Below are 18,281 nucleotides of genomic sequence, written 5' to 3'. Positions count from 1 at the left end.
AAGTTTTAATCGGTACATTAATTTAACTAAAACCAATAACAAATTATGAGTTATACTATTAAAAACGATCTTGAGAATGTGGTATGCAGTATATAATTGGGAGCGTTATAGGGATATTTAGTGTATTCAGTGCCTTAGCCGCAGCACCAACAAAAGTAGATATCTATACCGAGCATTTTCCTCCGTACCAGATAGAGCAAAAGAACGGCACCATTACTGGGCTTGCCACTGATATCGTGCGCCTCATTATGTGGGAAGCAGAGCTAAGCTATCAAATTTATATGTTGCCTTGGACTCGCGCAAAAGCCTTCTCCAAAAAATCCCCTTATTCATTGCTCTACTCGATCGCCAGAACGGAGCAACGTGAAGAAAACCATATCTGGATTGCGCCACTTTGTGAGCTAAAGGTCGCCTTTTATAAGCGTGCTGATATTGCCGATCAGCAGGTGTGGGAAATATGGAAAATCAAACAACATGTTGTCGCTGTTGCGGCTGATCAGCTCTCCGAAAACTATTTAAAAGCACAAGGCTTTGTCGCCGATAAGAATATGCTATCAGTAACCAGTTTTAGTCGTGCAGGTGAGCTGCTTGAAAGAGGCAGAATAGACTTTATTTTTGGTGCCGAAAACTTTGTAGATAGAATGGCTGCTAGAATGGGTTTAGTGGAGCAATGGGACAAAGTGCTAGAAGTCCCTGAGTTAAGTAAAACCCTCTATTTAACCGCCAACCCGAGCGCCCCTCCAGAGTATATAAATCGGCTACGCGCCGCCGCTGAACGGGTGCAGATGCAACGCAAAAAGGTTGATGTCGGCTGCCCCATTGACGAGTAATTCATCGTTTGCTACTGAACTTTGTACGTCGCTGTGATAGCATTTTCAAAATTGTATACTTTATTCAAAAAACAACAAATGAAAGTACTCACAGGAATGTTATTACTCGTGCTCTTTGTAGCATGCGAAACACACGCAAGCCCAAAGATCATCAACGCAGTTTCACGCTTTGGCCACCCTCAGGTGATGAAGCCCGCAGACAAGTTTGGCCATAGTCCCTATTCACCACTGTTTGACAACGGCGCATGGCATGGTCACTTACTTCCTGATAGCGCGGCGGAATTTGGTGGTTTTACGGGTAACGCGATTATCACCGAAGAGTATTTAACCTATTTATTTGAACGTATTGAGCGTCTACAGGTTTTTCACGGTGATATCAAATTGCAATTTGATGCAGCGCAGTACAGCCTACCAGGAGAGCTGGTACAAACGCTCAGACATGAGCTCGCGACGGTGACGATCCGCTTACGCTTTGTTAGCGAGCGCACTTCTCTTATTCAAACCACTATTCATACTAAGCAACGACTTACTTTAAAATTGGACGGCAAATTACTCCACCAACTTAATCAACAACAAGCACTGGACCAACAATACCCTAAGCTCGCTCCAACCATGGTTGCCAGCGAAAGTGGGATCAGTACCACTTTTGGTCGTGTTCGCGATCCGTGGGCGCTTCTGACCTCTGGTAGCAACGAGTACTCAATCACCCGCACAATCCCTTTCAAAAATGTGGTGGAAAATGACCGTTATTATAGCGAGACACAAATCTCTGGTGATCTGCAGTTTTATACCGCCATAAGTTATGTCCATAATCAACAGGAACGCATACAAACAGCAAAGGCCGTTGCCAAAATTCTCTCATCCCCTGTTACGTATTGGCAACGCTCTAAAGCTCGCTGGATGGGCTATTTAGCACGCTATCAAACCTTACCACGAGATAAACAAACATTGGCGATAAAAGCCGTTGAAACCCTCATTGGTAACTGGCGATCTCCTGCAGGGGCAATCGTGTTTGATACCGTATCGCCTTCGGTCACTGCTCGCTGGTTTTCCGGCAATTTAACTTGGCCTTGGGACAGTTGGAAACAAGCGTCAGCGCTGAGACTATTTGCACCAGATTTAGCCAAGGCCAACATTGATGCCGTATTTTCCTATCAAATAGCAGCTAACGATCCTGTGAGACCCCAAGATAAAGGCTTATTACCCGATTTAATTGGTTATAACCAGCCACCAGAACGCGGTGGCGATGGGGGTAATTGGAGCGAACGGAATTCAAAACCCTCGCTGGCCGCTTGGGCGGTGTTGAATACCTACCATGCCAGCAAAGACAAAGCTTGGCTTGCACAAATTTACCCTAAACTTGTCGCCTATCGTGATTGGTGGCTGCGCAACCGTGATCACAACCAAAATGGTATTCCAGAATTTGGTGCAACCATAGATAAACACCATAATAATCAAGCGGGAGAGTTGTTATTTTATCTACATGAAGGAAAGCAAAAGCATGCCCATTTTGGGCTAAAAGCCTATCGCGATGCGCAGGCACAGGGTAAACAGATAAGTATTCCCGCACAGACCGCAGCGTCATGGGAATCTGGAAGAGACGATGCTGCTAACTTTGGTTTTATCTCACCACAGCAGCTTGAGATCTATGTGAAACAAGGTGGCGATGCTAAAGACTGGCAAGTCGAATTTGCTAGCAATATGGACGCCCAAGGCCATCTGCTAGGCTACTCTTTGATGCAAGAGTCGGTTGATGGGGCCAGTTATTTTTATTCTGACACCAAAAACTTGAGTACCATCGCCAATATCTTGGCTAAGCCACAGGAAGCCAAAGCCTTTTCAGCACAAGCAAAGCAAATCGCCGATTATATTAACCGCTGCATGTTCGACGATAACAGCGGATACTACTACGATATTCGCATTGCCCCGTCACCGCTTGAAAATGGCTGTGCAGGGAAACCAATCATTGAACGTGGTCGCGGCCCCGAGGGTTGGGCTCCGCTCTTTAATCAGGTCGCAACAGCGTATCATGCTAAACGCGTCTCTGAAGTAATGCTCAGCCCCAGTGAATTCAACACCTATATTCCTCTAGGCTCTGCATCCCAGACCAACCCTGCATTTGGTGCAAACATCTATTGGCGTGGTCGTGTCTGGCTTGACCAATTGTATTTTGGCTTGATGGGACTAAGTTATTATGGTTATGAAACTGAAGCGAACACTTTGCTTGATCGATTTATGCAAAATGCGGATGGTCTGCTGCAAAACGCGCCTATTCGCGAAAACTACAATCCACTCACCGGCGAGCAGCAAGGTGCACCGAACTTTTCATGGAGCGCGGCCCATATTTTGCTGATGATAGAAGCATTTGAGATGGACAAGCCCAAAGCACCAATTAAAGAAGAAAAGCCAGTTTCACAGCAAATCACTACAAACTAGCCGAAAATTTGCTAGCAATTCAGTGATGATCCGTCTACATTTTTTAAATGATACAAAAACAAAATTAGACGGATCGCAATGAGTTGGTTTTACCGTATTTACCATTTTGCCCTAAAGTGCATTGTTATTTTTATCGGGATCCCGAATCCCAAATTACATCAGGGAAAAACGGGGCTGTTAGACGCCATTAAGGCGCTGGGGTTAAAAAATGGAGATAACGTCTTAGTCGTGACCGACCAAGTGCTGCTCAAGCTCAACTTGCATCAGGTTGTGGAAAACACACTACGTGAGTCAGAGTTAGTCACGCATTATTACGCAGATGTTTTACCCAACCCAACCATAACAAACGTTGAAGATGGTCTAAAGGTCTACCAACAGCATCAGTGTAAAGCAATTATCGCGCTTGGCGGTGGCTCGGTACTCGACACGGGCAAGCTGATCGGTGCTCGGGCTGTCAAGCCGAACAAACCGGTGACTAAACTCAAAGGGTTGTTTAAAGTCTTAAAACGCCTACCGCCGAATATCGCGATCCCAACAACCGCAGGAACCGGCTCGGAGACCACCGTTGCCGCCGTTGTTAACGATCCTAGCAATCACGCCAAGTATGCCGCGACTGATTTTTGTTTAGTGCCGCACCATGCCGTATTATTACCGGAATTAACCACAAGTATGCCTGCACATATCACCGCGACTACGGCAATTGATGCACTAACCCACGCCATTGAGGCACTACTGAGCATTAACTGTCTTAAGTTTAGCCGCGGCCGTGCTCTTGAGGCCTGTAGAGCCATCTTTGAATATTTACCCAAAGCACAACGAGACCCACAAAATCTAGAAGCAAGGGCGCAACTACTACTCGCTTCCCATTACGCAGGACAAGCTTTTACCAGAACTTCTGTCGGCTACGTACATGCAATTTCACACCAATTGAGCGCTCAATATGGTACGCCACACGGGCTTGCCAATGCGGTGTTACTCATGCCCGTGCTAACCTGGTATGGCGAGCGCATTAACCAGCAACTCGCGCTCATCGCCAGATACTGTGGATTAACCTCGTTAGACTATCCCGTCGAACGCCAAGCGGATGACCTGTTGGAGCACATCAAGCGCTTATTGCTTGATTTACAGATCCAAACCACGCTCGCCGAAGTACTTCCTGATGATGCCGCGCTACTCGCAGAGCTGGCGCTAAAAGAAGCACATCCAGATTATCCGGTGCCCCATTTTATGGATCCCTGCGCCTGCCAACGCATTATAAAAGGTATCGCTCCTACGCCTTAATAAGCACTTCGTTTAGTGTTTGGACTCAAAGAAATTTAAAATAAACCCAAACTTTTCAAAGCTTTATAAAAAACCATCAAGTGAAAGCACTAAAAACATAAAACCTATTAACGAACAGTTAAAAGTCGACAAACGCAAACAAAAACAATTCTCAATAACAATTTTTAATGCTAGTATGCGCGACTTTTGAAAAGCAAACTGGTGTATTTTGGAACGTTATTACTCAGAAGTATTAAGTTATATCGCTCGTTCAGTGGGGTGCAAAGATAAGGCTCAAAATATAGTCCAAGAGGCGTATACCCGAATACTAAGTTATAAAAGCAGCAATCCAAAGCAGGATAACACGCAAGAGCGCGCGCTGTTTTTTAAAGCCGCAAAAAACATTGTGATTGATCAGTATCGCAAAAATCAAACCGTTGCTGAGCCCGACGACTTCGAATTAGTCGCGCCAAGTTATTATGAGCCTGAGGCTAAGCTTGCAAGTCAACAACAACTGGCATTACTTAATCGAAGTATCGACTCCTTACCCCTAAAAACTAAGCAAGCATTTGTGCTCTATAAATTTAAAAACTTAAGCCAGCCACAAATAGCAGAGCAAATGGGGATATCTGTCAGCATGGTCGAAAAACACTTGGCAACTGCCATGCTCGCTTGCCGTAACGCATTACAAAAACAATAAGAGAATCGCAATGGACCGTCATAATGTATCAATACAGCAGCAAGTAAACCACTGGCTGGAACTCGAAAGGCAAGGGCTCAGTAAAACGCAGCAGCAAGCGCTCAATCGTTGGCTTGGTGAGAACCGTGCGCACCAAACAGCCTATCAAGAAAGTAAACAGATTGAGCGACTGTTATCGCAATTTTCAGATCAAGACATTGCACAATTAGAGAATCCAATTACACACTCGAAGCTTAAATCAAAGACAACTCAGCGGTACTTCGCCATTGCTGCATGCTTTGCACTTTTTGCGTTGAGTTTCTTTGGCTATCAAACGTGGTTCTTTCAAGTAAACAAAGACACCTTTCACGCCAGCTATCAGTCAGCACGAGGCGAATTACGCAATATCTCACTGCCCGACCAATCTCGACTGACCTTAGATGCCAAAACTTCCCTCGCTATTGATTTTGATGGCAATCGGCGTAGTAATAAACTACTCAGTGGACGCGTATTGTTTGACGTTGCCAGTGACAAAAGCCGTCCATTTGTTATCAGCGCCGGTAGCACAAAAATTACCGTATTAGGTACCCGCTTTTCTGTTGATAAAAAACCCAATAGCGTTCGCATTGTGGTGGATCATGGCCGTGTAAACGTGCAAAGCCAACATCAGCAAATAACGCTGACAAAAGGTCAAATGGCGGTCGTGGACAGTGACGGCATTGTCAAGGCTGAGTTTGATCCAAACCTCAATCTCGTTGATGCGTTTAAGCAAGGACGACTCGTGTTCGACAATACACCACTTAACGAAGCACTTGAGGAATTTAAACGACATCATGCGATAAGTTACACCTTAAGCGCTCAATCAACTGAGCAATTGGTTATTTCGGGTACTTTTGTAGCATCAGAGCTCGAAAGCTTTTTAAACTTACTTCCACATGTTCTCCCTGTAGAAGTTAAAGAGTATAACAATCATATAGTTATAGTTAATTCTCGATGATGAGATAAAAATATTCAAATTTTTATTGAGGAGTTCTCATTCTCATTCGTTTTCATCTTAGGTAATTTATTTGGACGCATAACAATGAGAACTCGCTCTGTTTTAAACACAAGACTCACTCCCTTAGCATTTGCACTCGGGCTTAGCCTGAGCCTGCCTGCAACCGCGCAGAGTCATGTTGCTTTATATCAATTTAATCTTACGCAGCAACCTATTAGCCATACCTTAACGCAGGTAGCTGAAGCTGCGAGTATGAATCTAATTGCCGATGCGAAACTATTAAATGGCCTGCAAGCCCCAGCACTTAAAGGAGAGGTAAGTTTAACCGAGGCACTAGAACGCACACTAAAAGGTAGCCAGCTAACAGCGAGCATTATCGACAACAACATCGTTATTAAAGCGGCGATTAACGGGTCAGCGCCTGTAAAAAGCAAAACCAATAATACTCAGGAAAAGGCAAAGCACAGCCAAACACCAAATCCGCAAGATAATATTGAAGTTATCACGGTCAAAGGCGATAAACTCAATCTTAATCGTGAACAGATTGCTCGAACCAAGGGTTTATCTAACTCGGATATTTTCTCAACGTTTTCTGGTATAGAGGCAAACAATATTCGAAACGAAGCTGGCGCACTTGATATTGGTATTCGCGGCATGCAAGGCGAAGGTCGAGTGCCGATTTTCATCGACGGTAGTTTGCAATCAACGCACACAAACCGCGGCTATATGGGCTCGTCTGACAGAACCTATATCGATTCAAACTTGATAAGCTCGGTTAATGTCGAAAAAGGCGCATCGGCCAAAGCATCACCTTTTGGCTCAGGTGCAATCGGCGGAACAGTCAATATCCGAACATTGGGCACGCAAGATATTCTCCAAGACGGTAAGCGTTTTGGCGCTTTAGTTAAGGTAAATACGCATAACAACAATAAAACACCTGAAGTACCAGAGAGCTTTGGCCTGCAAAGTTATTATGAAATCAGCAACCACAATGACACACTCGACTTTGCAGGCGGCGGGTTTACGCTAGCAACCGCTTATCAACAGGATAACTTACAAGCGGTACTCGCTTATAGTAAGAAAAAGGTTGGTAACTACTTTGCTGGTAAAAATAGCTTTGACGACTTTGTTGAAACCGTGGAGTACGTGCGTTGGGTGCCTTCAACTGATCATGAGGGGCAATATGACGAAGTAACAGTAGTCGACCAGATCCCACCTCCAGTTAACCAAAATGGCGAAGTCGTCAATACAAGCTTTGAAAGCGACTCATATCTTGCCAAACTAACTTATGCGTTTACGGACGAACAATCGTTAGAGGTGAATACACGTTACCATAAGCAAGAAGCGGGAGAAATGCTGGCCACCTACTGGTATAAACAAAGAGCCGGTGACACCAAGTTTTGGAAGGTGATAGATGAAAATGGCCAAGAACAATGGATGTCCGAAGAAATTCCAGAAGGCGTAGAAACCATGCCGCAGTGGGCTCCAGGCTCTGCTCTGGTAAACAGTGCCAGTGCGTTATACCGTTTTTTACCGAGTAATAACTCATTAGTCGACCTCAGTGTTAACGTTTGGCGTACCAGCGCAAGGTTACAGCAATATAATGCGCTTGGCAGTAACCTAGGAGCAAATGCGGGGCAATATTTTCACCGTTATAACAATAAGCGTCATGGGATAAGTGCGTTCAATACCTCTGCATTATCGTTGGCAAATACACCGATTACTTTGACGTACGGCCTATCCTGGCAGGTTGAAAAATTAAGCCCTCATAAAGACTGGAAAGATAATTTTAATCGAGACTGGTACCCTGCTGACTTCAATTTAAAAGCCACTTCACGACATGGCAAACAAACAAAACGTGCATTATTCGCCAATGCCAATATCGATCTTGCGCCTGTAGAGTTTGCACTGAACGTAAACCTTCATGACTCGGTCAACGAGGACTATCAAACAGGCGAAAAACTTACATTTGATGCCAAAGCGGATGTGACTGTACAAGCAAATTATCAACTGCTTGATAATACAGTTATTAAAGCCAAATATAGCAACGCATATCGAATGCCAAACCTGTACGAAACAACAGTTTCTAATGAGGTGTTTTCCTACTCTAGTGACTACCCGATCACCCCTGAAAAAACGAAATCGTATGATATTGGCTTTGAGAGTGACTTTAGCAACTTACTCAGCCACGGGGATAAGCTAATTATCTCGGCGGAGTACTTCTACACGAATATTGAAAGTATGTTGGCAACAGGCTTCTTGCCCAAACCCGACGCACCTTCATGGGATCAAAAGTTCACCTTTACCAACTATGATAAGTTTGAACTCCCCGGCACGGAATTTGGCCTTCATTACCAAAGCGACTTATTTTACAGCAGGTTATCTTACACAAAGTACACCGACGTCAAAATGTGCTCACGCTTAATGGCCGAGGCTGCAGGTGTCGATACTTGTAATACGACCGGCTTTGCGGGGAGTTTAACACCACTTCGTGTGCCTCCTGAAAAAAGCTATATCGCAACGCTTGGTATGACACTCTTTAACGACACAATTGATACGGGTTTTACTTACAAAAAACACGCTGAGAAACATCACCCGGGCGGCTTTTTGGCAGGGACTGGAGTAACTGCGCTTGAGTATATTCCAGCAGGCTATCAGCTCGACTTTTATCTTGATTATATCTTTAGCGACAGCATCAAAGGCAACCTAGCGATCACCAACTTGACCGATCAGTATAAAGTTTCAAGCGGCTCAATCGTCGCGATGCCAGAACCTGGCCAAACCATTTCGATTGGCTTAGAACTCAAACTTTAATCAACACTTAGGCGCTGTACTTTTGCTTAAAGACAGCGCTATATTTTTACATCACCTTGGAGCATCAATGACTACCGTTACCTCTGCACTTTCTCGAGCGCAAAACTTAAAACATGCAACTGCAGATACCCACGACAATGTAGACAAATCCATTATGGCGCAAGACCCATTCGCCAATACACAAAGCTATCTCGATTTCTTACGACTACAGTTTTATTTTTTAAAAGATGTGAGCGCTCTTTATGAACACCCAGAATTATTAGCGCTTATTCCTGATTTGGCCACGCGCCGCCGCTTAGGTTTGCTTGAGCAAGACTTTATCGACCTTGAAACCACCATCCCTACTCCCTACTTAATGCCAGAAGTAACCAATAATACCGACGTCGCCAGAGCGCTCGGCTGGCTATATGTGGTTGAGGGCTCAAAGGTCGGTGCAGCCATGCTGGGTAAACAAGTTGGGGCCAAGCTCAATTTTGATGCGCAGCACGGCGCTCGATATTTAGCAGGCCCAGGAGCCGGTCGCGGCAGCGCTTGGCGAGAGCTTGTGCAAATCATAGACGCAATTGAATTGAGCGAACAGCAAGAACAGGCGCTAATTGAAGGTGCTCGTCAGGCATTCACCCGTTTCCAAGCATTCCAGGCACACGTTTATTCATGATGTTTAAAGCCGCCTTAGCCAACTATAAAAAAATAGCCCTACTGCTATGCGGATATCTATTTGTAGCCCTCGGTGTTATTGGTATTGTTTTGCCCGTCATGCCAACCACTGTGTTTTTTATTCTGGCTTTGGCGTGCTTTTCAAAAGCCTCTCCTAGGCTTGCCTTGTGGCTGCTAAATCACCCAAGGTTTGGCGCTTCATTAACGCAATGGAAGCAATACAGGGTTATTCCGCTCAAGGCCAAAGTCATGGCAACAGTGGGCATGACAGCGAGCTATGCTTTACTTATTTTGCTCTCACCAGCAGCCTGGTTGGCCTGTGTAGTTGGCAGTATAAAGATCGCAGTAATGTCTTATATTTATTCCAGACCATCAAAGCGTGTGTAATACCAGTTTACATTCTTATAATTTAAAACGCTCAACCAGTGTTGCTAGACGATGCGAGAAGCTACTGAGCGACTCGCTGCCTTTAGCCAAGCTTTGCATCGCCTGAGCATTCTCATTTGCGGTACTTTGTGCATCTAGCATCACCTGCTCAATTTGCTGACAATCCGTCGCTTGGTGATCAGCGGCTTGGCTGACTTCTTCACTCAACTGCGTAACCTGTAAAATAGCGTTGGCAATTTCATCCATGGCACTGGCAAGCGCCTCACTTTGTTTAACACATGAGGCAACATCACGTTGGCCGGAGTTAATGGCCTCAGAGGCGCTATGTGTATCCTGTCTCAGAGCTGCGATCATTTGGTTAATTTCATTAGTCGACTCTTGCGTCCTTGACGCAAGCGTTCTAACCTCATCGGCGACCACCGCAAACCCTCTTCCCTGCTCACCAGCTCGAGCCGCCTCAATTGCTGCGTTTAACGCCAACAGATTGGTTTGCTCAGCAATAGAAACAATGGTATCCAAGATACTGCCGATATTCTCGCTATGTGTGGTCAATTTGGTCATACTCTCTACCGCTTCACTCATGCGCGTGCTGAGCGATAGAATATGTTCTTTATTGTCTTGTGTGTATTTACTGACCTCGGTTTTATGCTGGTTAGCGGTATGGATGCTCGCGAGGCTATCTGACGAGCGTTCGGAAACCGCCAAAGCACTAGCTGAAATACTTTGTGCTAAGCGATTGGCATTATCCATGCGGCGCATTTGCTCAGTCGCATTATTGGCTATTTGTTTACTTTCGCTTAATGATGATTCCGATAGTCCTTCTAACTCATGAACCTGATTATTGATTGACTCTAGCAAAGCACGGAGATTGTCTTTCACCTGATTAATATTATCAATTAACTGACCAAATTCATCATCACTGCGCTTACTCATTTGCTTCGAAAAGTCTCCAGCAGCAAGGTATTTGAGCATTTTATTCACCGCAGCCAACGGCCCAAGCATTGCCCGGCTAGTTGAAACCGAGATAAACGCACCTAAAGCAATAAAGACAATCACCAATAAAATGGCGGTATTTTGCGCTCGCTCGATAAGGGTTTCAGCATTATTTTGAGAACGATTAAACGCCGCATTAGCGCTTTGCTGCATTTTCTCAAGCTCGGTTAAAATGGCAAACGCATGCTGCTCTGATTGCTTATATAACATTGCAGCTTGCTGTTGCTGACGCAGTTTCTCTTGTACCGCGACATAAAGATGACCGGGCTCACCCAGCTTTTCCCTGAGCTTAGTCATGCCCTCACTAAACTGATTTAACAAATCATCTGCATCCATGCCATAGGCTTGGCGCTTCAAAAACGTTAGGTTATTTTCAATATTATCTAACAAAAACAACATATCTTGCTGGTGCTGATCTACTTGCTCTAGCGTTAAACCGCTGATCCGCTGACTGTTGTTTTCCAGTGTAAACAACATGTCATCAATACGAACGCCAGTCCCGACCATTTCTTCCAACTGCCGTGTTTTGTCTGTCTCGATTAACTCAAGATCCAGCATGGCATTGCTGGCCTGTTCTTTATCCTGTTTAAGTGCTTGATATTGTGATTGGATCCGTTGCTGCGCTTGTACAACATCAGCCTTAGCCTGCAACATTTGTTCTGCGGCACGACTGAGCTGCTCACCCAGCGCCAGAGTTTGCTTTAATGGTGTGACAAATTCAGGCATGGCTTGCGTCAATGACGTTAAGTGCCGCTGGCGCTCAACATACAGTTGCTGCTGTGTGGTAAATTGCTGTCGAGCCCGATTGATATCTTGCTCGCTTTCGAGGGTATAAGCTTGAGAAACCAACTTGCTGAGCTTAAGCTGTTCAAGTTGCAAGGCGTCAGCACTGCGCTGAATAGGCAAAGTAATTTGCCCCATATTTTGATTAGCGGACTTTATTTGCGCCAATGCTAAATAGGCAAGCACGCACGCAAGTAACAGCAGCACGCCTAATGCACTAAAGCCTAAAGTAATTTTTTGTTTTATTGTTAGTTTACTTAGCATAATGTCATTGCTCTATTTTGAGTAAACAAACTATGTTACAAATGGGATAAAAAACCAAGTAAATACTCTAAAAATTACCAACATACCTTTTAAAAATGTAGCTTCAAATTTGCGGTTTTGCTTACTTAGTTTTTGATTTTATTTTTAGTTTTAGCGATCATTGCGGTTAGGTCTTTTATTATTTAAGAGCATAACAAGATGAGAGAAACCGCAATCAACGAAGCAAAGGCCTTATGCCAAAACCATAAGAGCGCATTTTTATCTACCTTCTCTAACAACCAAAAGGGCTTTCCTTTTTCTTCTATCGCTCAATATGTTTTTCTTGAAGATAATCACTTTTACTTCTTTATTAGTGATATCGCCCAGCACACCAAGAATTTAGCCAAGCACCCGGCACTTTCGTTTATGGTGCTCGGTGATGGTGCGGTTGAAGACGTTGAAAATGCGCGAGTTACTATTCTTGGGCATGCACACAAACTACCAAGAGCGGATAGCGAAAGCCTGATTGCACAATTCGTAATAAAGCACGAAAAAGCTCAGCAATATGCCATGCTCTGTGACTTCCACCTATGGCGAATTGAAGTGGCTAGGGTTCGATATGTAGGCGGTTTTGGCCGTGCATTTTGGCTAGAAAAACAGGAATGGTACTAACGTAGGTGTTACACTGCAAAAGCGTGTTCAAACTCGCTTTCTCGTCTATGCGATTGCGGTTGATTGGTCATCTCAGCCAAGGTTTTGCGCCAAAAACCGCACGAACTTTCAAGCTTATCTTGCATACGCACTTTCCAACGACCTTTGTATACTGACCAAATGTGTGCCATAAACTCGGTGGCGTAACGCTTTCTGCGCTCGGCAGGAGTAATATAAAGCGCACAGACTTCAAACTCTCGGCGGTTTGAAATACCTATTACGGTAAAGCCAACCAGCTTACCATCTGCATAAAAAAGATAAGCGATATTGGTTGCGCTACACAGTTCAAACGAGCCCACTTGCTTTTGATAATGGCTCGCTTCTAGCAAATGTGTAAAAGTCTGCTCGCTGTATTTATCAACTCGAATTAACTCTAGTTCAACCACTTTTTTAATCTCCCGCTTGGTGTACGGTTGATCATGCTTAAAGTTTGTGGGCGAATTGTGAAGTTTTTAGATTGATTTAGTAAATTTTAGCGGCTTGACCTTTAACCAAATTTCCAGCGCAATCACCTTTTCACTTGGCGAGCCTCCATTTTCTTGTGAAATTACTTCAGGATAATGTTCAATTAAGGGCGCATCTTCTGGCTCGTATCCGCTTTGTGGCAGCCACTTTGCGAAAATATCTAATTGGAAACTCAACAAGTCTTTAATTGCTCCACGGTAATCAAAAATTGCGTATATTCCCGCGCTGAGCACATTGAGTTGATATGGCCGAGTCACCGCAGATTTTAACTCGTCGTTAATCACAATTGCGCCATCGTAACGCGCTTTATCTAGTGGCGTAAAAACGGGGTTATCATGACCAAAACCAAACTTTTGTACTTGGCTATAATCCAGTCCATGTGCACTAGCCCACGCTGCAAGCTGCTGCCAACAGGCGCTAATTCCTTGCAATTGGTAGCCTTGTGACGCGCGTAATGTACATAAGGGTAGCTGTGAAATGGAGTGTAGTTTAACCGGCTGGATAACACTGTGTCGCTCAGCTCTTAATGCGTGTATTCGGGTAAGTTGTGTCGTGTTAAGGGCCGGCTCAATGTTATTTTTTGTCACCAATTTACGTAGTTGTTCTGTTTTTCGCACACTTGAAGGAGTCACACCAAAGTGCTCTTTAAACGCTCGCGAAAAGTTTGCGCTACCAGAAAAACCAAACTGTAGCGCAATATCTGTCACATTGTACTCTTCGGCTAGCAACAACATATTGGCCGCGCGCTCCAACCTCACGCGATTAGTGTACTGGCTCAAAGATTCACCAATCACAGCTGCAAAAATGCGCTGGAAATGAAACTTAGAAAAATGGCTCAGGCTCGCCGCTTGCTGTAACGAAAGCGGCGACTCTGGATTACTATGCACCCACTCAATGACAGGTTGTAACCGCCCTAAATATATCTCTTCAGCGCTTAACTTTTGCTCAGTTGATTGATGCAAGCTGTATCTCTCCCGATTGGCTCTTAGCCTGTTGATAGTGCCGCCAACACAGTATAAATGTTAACCCTGCGGCTATAAAATCAGCCCCTACAAGTGCCATAAATACACCATTTAAGCCAAAGTAGTGCGGTGCAATAACGATTAATGGAACTAGAATAAACATCACCTTCAAGGCACTGTAAAAACAAGCGCGTTTGGCATCACCTTTTGCTTGATAAAATCCAGATGCTAAAATTACCACGCCAAATAGCGGCATCCCCCAAAGGGCTGAGCGAAAAACGCGCTCTCCTATTTCGAGAAATTCACTCGCTTCGGTAAACAGGCTCAGCCATAGCCTCGGCAATCCCATCAACCCTAGCGTCAATAGCAGTGCAAATCCTGTCATACCCAAAAAAGCAACTCGCGTACACGCTCTTACTCGCCCACTATGTCCTGCCGCTAAGTTATAGCCGACGATAGTTTGAAATGCGATCAACATTGCAATCGCGGGTAGAATTGCAAAATTAATGATACGTCCCAGCATGCCGTGGGCGACTACCCAATTTTCGTTTGCAAAAGACAACAGCTGCCAGTTAACCACCGCAGTTTGCACGCCAAGGCAAAATTGCGTGATCAAGATAGGCATCCCGATTGCGAGGATCGGTAGCCAAGCACGAGGTTTCCAACACACCTTAACCGCAAGCAAGTCAGTACGCTTTCTTTTTAGCTGAAGCGCAATAATCAATGCCCCCAATTGCGCTGCGATTGTCGCATATGCCGCACCTGCAACCCCCAAACCAAATTGCGCGATAAATAGATAATCAAGCAGTATATTGAGCACAGCCGAGACTAATAACAACAGCATCATCAACTGCGGTTTACCCTGACCACGGAACATATCAGCCACGATAGGTAATAAAACTCCGGTAATGGCACAAAGATATAACGGCTGTATGTAGCTAAGCGCATCCTTTACAAAAACCGCTTCCACTTGCAAAAGTGATAAGAGCTCAAGTGGATAAAGCCAACCAAGTACCAAGAATACCACGCTAACTATACCGCCAATTATCAGTCCATGACCGATAACCTCTGCGGCTTTACCTACTTGCTTTGCTCCGATTAATCTTGTCATTGTGGCCGCCATACCTGCAGATACCATAGCGGTTAGCGCTATCATTAACACCTGCAGCGGGTAAACCATAGCCACGGCACCAAATGCCATCTCTGACACGTAGCGACTAATAAACCAGCCGTCAACCAAGGCATATAAACCCACAACGAGTAAACCGATACAAATGGGAATACAGGTTCGAATAAACAGCACTAATATGGGCATCTCGGCGAGCTGCACGAGCCCTAATTGATTTTTATCTTTCATGTAAACTACTCCTCAGTTGCCATAATATGGCAAGGTAAAACTACTTAACCTGAGGTTACAAATTCCAAAGAAAGATAAATATTCAAATATTGCGAAGTTTTTCTAAATTTACTAGAAATGCAAAGTAACCACAGCTTGAGCCCCTTTATTGTCCGGTAAATTCGCTAAATGCAACTCCCCTTGCTGATTACGAATAAGCTCCCGGCTCAACACCAAGCCGATACCCGATCCCTTTGGTTTAGTAGAATAAAATGGTACAAAAAGGTTATCTGGATTGGCGATACCAGCGCCGTTATCTTCTAGGGTAAAGCGCCAATTTTTTGGTCTATCTATGGTTAGTGTTATGCCATCATTCCCCGCAGATTGATTTGCTTGCTCAGCATTATTGACAAGGTTGATCATAGCCTGCGTTAGCTGAGCTTCATCACAATAAACCAAGCCCTTATTAAGCGCCTTTATCTCAACACTGGGAAATAAAGCTTGCCAGCGCGATACCAGCAACTCCACCTCAATGTTTTGCATATCAACGGGTGGAAGCTGCGCTACTTGTGCGTAGTTTGCAACAAATTGCTGTAAATGAGCTGCACGACTTTCTATTACACCGAGCATAGTTTGCTGCATCTCAGGTGAAATGATATTGCCATCTTGTTGCAGGGATTGCGCCATTGAGTACACCGGAGTTAAGGCGTTTCGCACTTCATGATTGAGTACCGATAGTAGCTTTTGCCATACCTGCTTTTCATTATCTCGCAGCGCTTGCTCCACCGAGAAAAACACCAATAATTGATAGGCTCGCTGCCCCCGATATAGTTTATGAGCCGCAATGCTAAATCGAGAGATGTGCTGCGTATGCTGCCATTGTTCATCCACATACTGAAGCGCCAGAGCTTTAGCATGTGCACCATGTAACACCTGTTCTGGATACACTGTATTCATGGCATGATTGGCAAAATACACATGATGATGCGCATCAAGTACCACGATTGGCAGGGTGAGTTCGCTCATAAAATTAAATACAAAAGCTTCATTCTGACCATATTCTTGACGCTTTTGCTGTAATCGCTTGGCAGCTTCTTTGAGCTCAGCCTTGAGCAATTCAACCCGACCCTTGCGGTATTGCGCTAACTGCCATACACCAAACTCTTCATTGGTTACACCGTCCAACTGGACCGCCAAACTTTCAAGCACCTGCATTACTGATTGATAGCCGTAACTCAGTGCTAATACAGAGGGGATCATCACACCGAGCAACAAAGTGATTGCACTTAACAACGTAAGCTCAAAATAGCAGATCAACCCAAGCGCGAGCATAGCAAGTGTGATTATAGGTATCGCAAAGCCAACAAGTAACTTGTGCTCAAGTGATGCCAGCTTAGCCATCAAGCTCTGCCTTTGGGCTAATATCGTACTTTTCTAGGCGTCGATAAATTGCAGATTTACTCAAACCTAAAAATTCTCCAGCGGCCACTACATTGCCATCGAAATGGCGGATCGCTCTTGCAATCATGCGTTTTTCGGCTTCTTCCAGGCTCAAAAGTGGGAGCTCTTGCTCTAGTACACCTTCCTCAAGCTCGATATCATCCGCGGTTACCTCAGGCTGAAGTCCTAAGATCACGGCCCGTTCAATGACATGAGATAGCTCACGAATATTCCCAGGCCAACTGTAACTCAATAATTTGTCTAGCGCCGCAGCAGTTAGCGAGCGCTCCCGTCCAGTATCATTACCATGGCGTAGGGTGTGCTTTGTTAAAAAATGGGCTGCTAAGCTTGGAAGCTCTGCTAATCTCGCTCTGAGTGGTGGCACCCTTAGCACCACCGTATTTAAGCGATAGAGTAAGTCCTGACGAAACTGCCCGGTGTTAATCGCTTCTGACAAATCCGTATTAGTGGCAGAAACAATCCGCGCGTTACTGCGGCGCGTTTCAGAATCTCCCACGACTTCATATTCACCCGTTTCGAGCACGCGTAATAGCTTGCCCTGAAGTGACAACGGCAAACTGCCGATTTCATCTAAAAACAAAGTGCCATTTTCAGCCATTTCAAACCGTCCAGTGCGGTTTGCTTTTGCATCGGTAAATGCGCCTTTGCAATGGCCAAATAACTCACTTTCAAATAATTCCGTTGGAATAGCGGCCATATTCACGCTCACAAAAGCGTGCTCAGAGCGACCGCTATTATCATGAATATATTTAGCCAACTGACTTTTTCCGCAGCCATTTTCTCCCAAAATAAGTACGTTAGCATTGGTTTTTGCAACGCGCTGAGCTTGCTGAAACAACTGAGTGGTTGCGTTATTGTCTGTGTGTGGTTCATGTGATGACGATAGCGCTTTATCACTTTTGGTGTAACGTCTAACGGTGTTCAGCAGTCGCTGGTTGTGCCAAGGTTTTTCAATGAGGTCACATGCGCCCAACTGCATTGCTTGGACCGCAAGTTCAACTTTGGCCCACGCAGTAATAACAACCACAGGCACACTCATTTGCGCTTGTCTCAGCCAACTAAGAAATTGCAGCCCTTCTTTTCCTGAGGTTGTATCTCTATTGAAGTTCATATCAAGCAAAATAAGCGCAACGGGCTGCTGCGATAAAATAGCTTTAGCTTCATCAGGGTGTGCGGCTTCAAGGCTCATAAAACCATGACTTTGTAGCACTATGGTGGCTGACATTCGCACGTCAGGGTTGTCGTCGATGATTAAAACTGGCGTCAT

The 18,281-nt window shown here is 44.8% G+C and carries 15 protein-coding genes; 9 read left to right on the top strand and 6 right to left on the bottom strand.

Annotation, left to right across the window (positions count from 1 at the left end):
- Positions 1-83: 83 nt before the first annotated feature.
- The 8 genes from PNC201_RS05375 (at position 84) to PNC201_RS05340 (ending at position 10,060) form a co-directional block, all read left to right on the top strand.
- Positions 84-830 (top strand): substrate-binding periplasmic protein, encoded by a 747-nt coding sequence (locus tag PNC201_RS05375; RefSeq protein WP_010604072.1) that lies wholly within the window; start codon positions 84-86, stop codon positions 828-830.
- Positions 831-926: 96 nt separating this feature from the next.
- A complete protein-coding gene (gene ygjK, locus PNC201_RS05370; protein ID WP_102056418.1) occupies positions 927-3,266 on the top strand; it encodes an alpha-glucosidase in 2,340 nt (779 codons plus the stop codon).
- Between the two features lie 78 nt (positions 3,267-3,344).
- Entirely contained in the window at positions 3,345-4,547 is a 1,203-nt protein-coding gene (locus PNC201_RS05365) for an iron-containing alcohol dehydrogenase (protein WP_010604074.1), read from the top strand.
- 208 nt (positions 4,548-4,755) lie between these two features.
- Entirely contained in the window at positions 4,756-5,226 is a 471-nt protein-coding gene (locus tag PNC201_RS05360; protein WP_010604075.1) for a sigma-70 family RNA polymerase sigma factor, read from the top strand.
- 10 nt (positions 5,227-5,236) lie between these two features.
- Positions 5,237-6,202: a FecR family protein gene (locus tag PNC201_RS05355; RefSeq protein ID WP_102056417.1), complete on the top strand. Its 966-nt coding sequence runs from the start codon at positions 5,237-5,239 to the stop codon at positions 6,200-6,202.
- A gap of 84 nt (positions 6,203-6,286) precedes the next feature.
- Complete coding sequence (locus PNC201_RS05350) at positions 6,287-9,016, top strand: TonB-dependent receptor (protein WP_102056416.1); 2,730 nt, start codon at positions 6,287-6,289, stop codon at positions 9,014-9,016.
- Positions 9,017-9,083: 67 nt separating this feature from the next.
- On the top strand, positions 9,084-9,674 hold the full coding sequence (locus PNC201_RS05345) for a biliverdin-producing heme oxygenase (RefSeq protein ID WP_102056415.1): 591 nt from the start codon (positions 9,084-9,086) through the stop codon (positions 9,672-9,674).
- Entirely contained in the window at positions 9,671-10,060 is a 390-nt protein-coding gene (locus tag PNC201_RS05340; RefSeq protein ID WP_010604079.1) for a YbaN family protein, read from the top strand. The genes PNC201_RS05345 and PNC201_RS05340 overlap by 4 nt, the downstream gene beginning before the upstream one ends.
- A 15-nt stretch (positions 10,061-10,075) precedes the next feature.
- Here PNC201_RS05340 and PNC201_RS05335 read toward each other — a convergent pair whose 3' ends face one another.
- The gene (locus tag PNC201_RS05335) at positions 10,076-12,100 is read right to left on the bottom strand and encodes a methyl-accepting chemotaxis protein (RefSeq protein WP_010604080.1); all 2,025 of its coding nucleotides are present in this window, start codon (positions 12,098-12,100) and stop codon (positions 10,076-10,078) included.
- A gap of 198 nt (positions 12,101-12,298) precedes the next feature.
- Here PNC201_RS05335 and PNC201_RS05330 point away from each other — a divergent pair, with 198 nt between their 5' ends.
- Positions 12,299-12,751, top strand: a complete 453-nt coding sequence (locus PNC201_RS05330; protein ID WP_102056414.1) for a HugZ family pyridoxamine 5'-phosphate oxidase — start codon at positions 12,299-12,301, stop codon at positions 12,749-12,751.
- Positions 12,752-12,759: 8 nt separating this feature from the next.
- Here PNC201_RS05330 and PNC201_RS05325 read toward each other — a convergent pair whose 3' ends face one another.
- From PNC201_RS05325 to PNC201_RS05305, 5 genes are all read right to left on the bottom strand, one after another.
- A complete protein-coding gene (locus tag PNC201_RS05325; RefSeq protein ID WP_010604082.1) occupies positions 12,760-13,176 on the bottom strand; it encodes a GNAT family N-acetyltransferase in 417 nt (138 codons plus the stop codon).
- A gap of 66 nt (positions 13,177-13,242) precedes the next feature.
- Positions 13,243-14,217, bottom strand: a complete 975-nt coding sequence (locus tag PNC201_RS05320; protein WP_010604083.1) for an AraC family transcriptional regulator — start codon at positions 14,215-14,217, stop codon at positions 13,243-13,245.
- A complete protein-coding gene (locus PNC201_RS05315) occupies positions 14,201-15,574 on the bottom strand; it encodes an MATE family efflux transporter (RefSeq protein ID WP_010604084.1) in 1,374 nt (457 codons plus the stop codon). The genes PNC201_RS05320 and PNC201_RS05315 overlap by 17 nt, the downstream gene beginning before the upstream one ends.
- A 111-nt stretch (positions 15,575-15,685) precedes the next feature.
- Complete coding sequence (locus PNC201_RS05310; RefSeq protein WP_102056413.1) at positions 15,686-16,954, bottom strand: sensor histidine kinase; 1,269 nt, start codon at positions 16,952-16,954, stop codon at positions 15,686-15,688.
- Entirely contained in the window at positions 16,947-18,281 is a 1,335-nt protein-coding gene (locus PNC201_RS05305; RefSeq protein WP_102056412.1) for a sigma-54-dependent transcriptional regulator, read from the bottom strand. The genes PNC201_RS05310 and PNC201_RS05305 overlap by 8 nt, the downstream gene beginning before the upstream one ends.

This window comes from Pseudoalteromonas sp. NC201 (genome assembly GCF_002850255.1).
GTDB lineage: Bacteria > Pseudomonadota > Gammaproteobacteria > Enterobacterales > Alteromonadaceae > Pseudoalteromonas.
The sequence above is the reverse complement of the archived record's forward strand: the minus strand, read 5'-3'. Positions and strand labels throughout refer to the sequence as shown.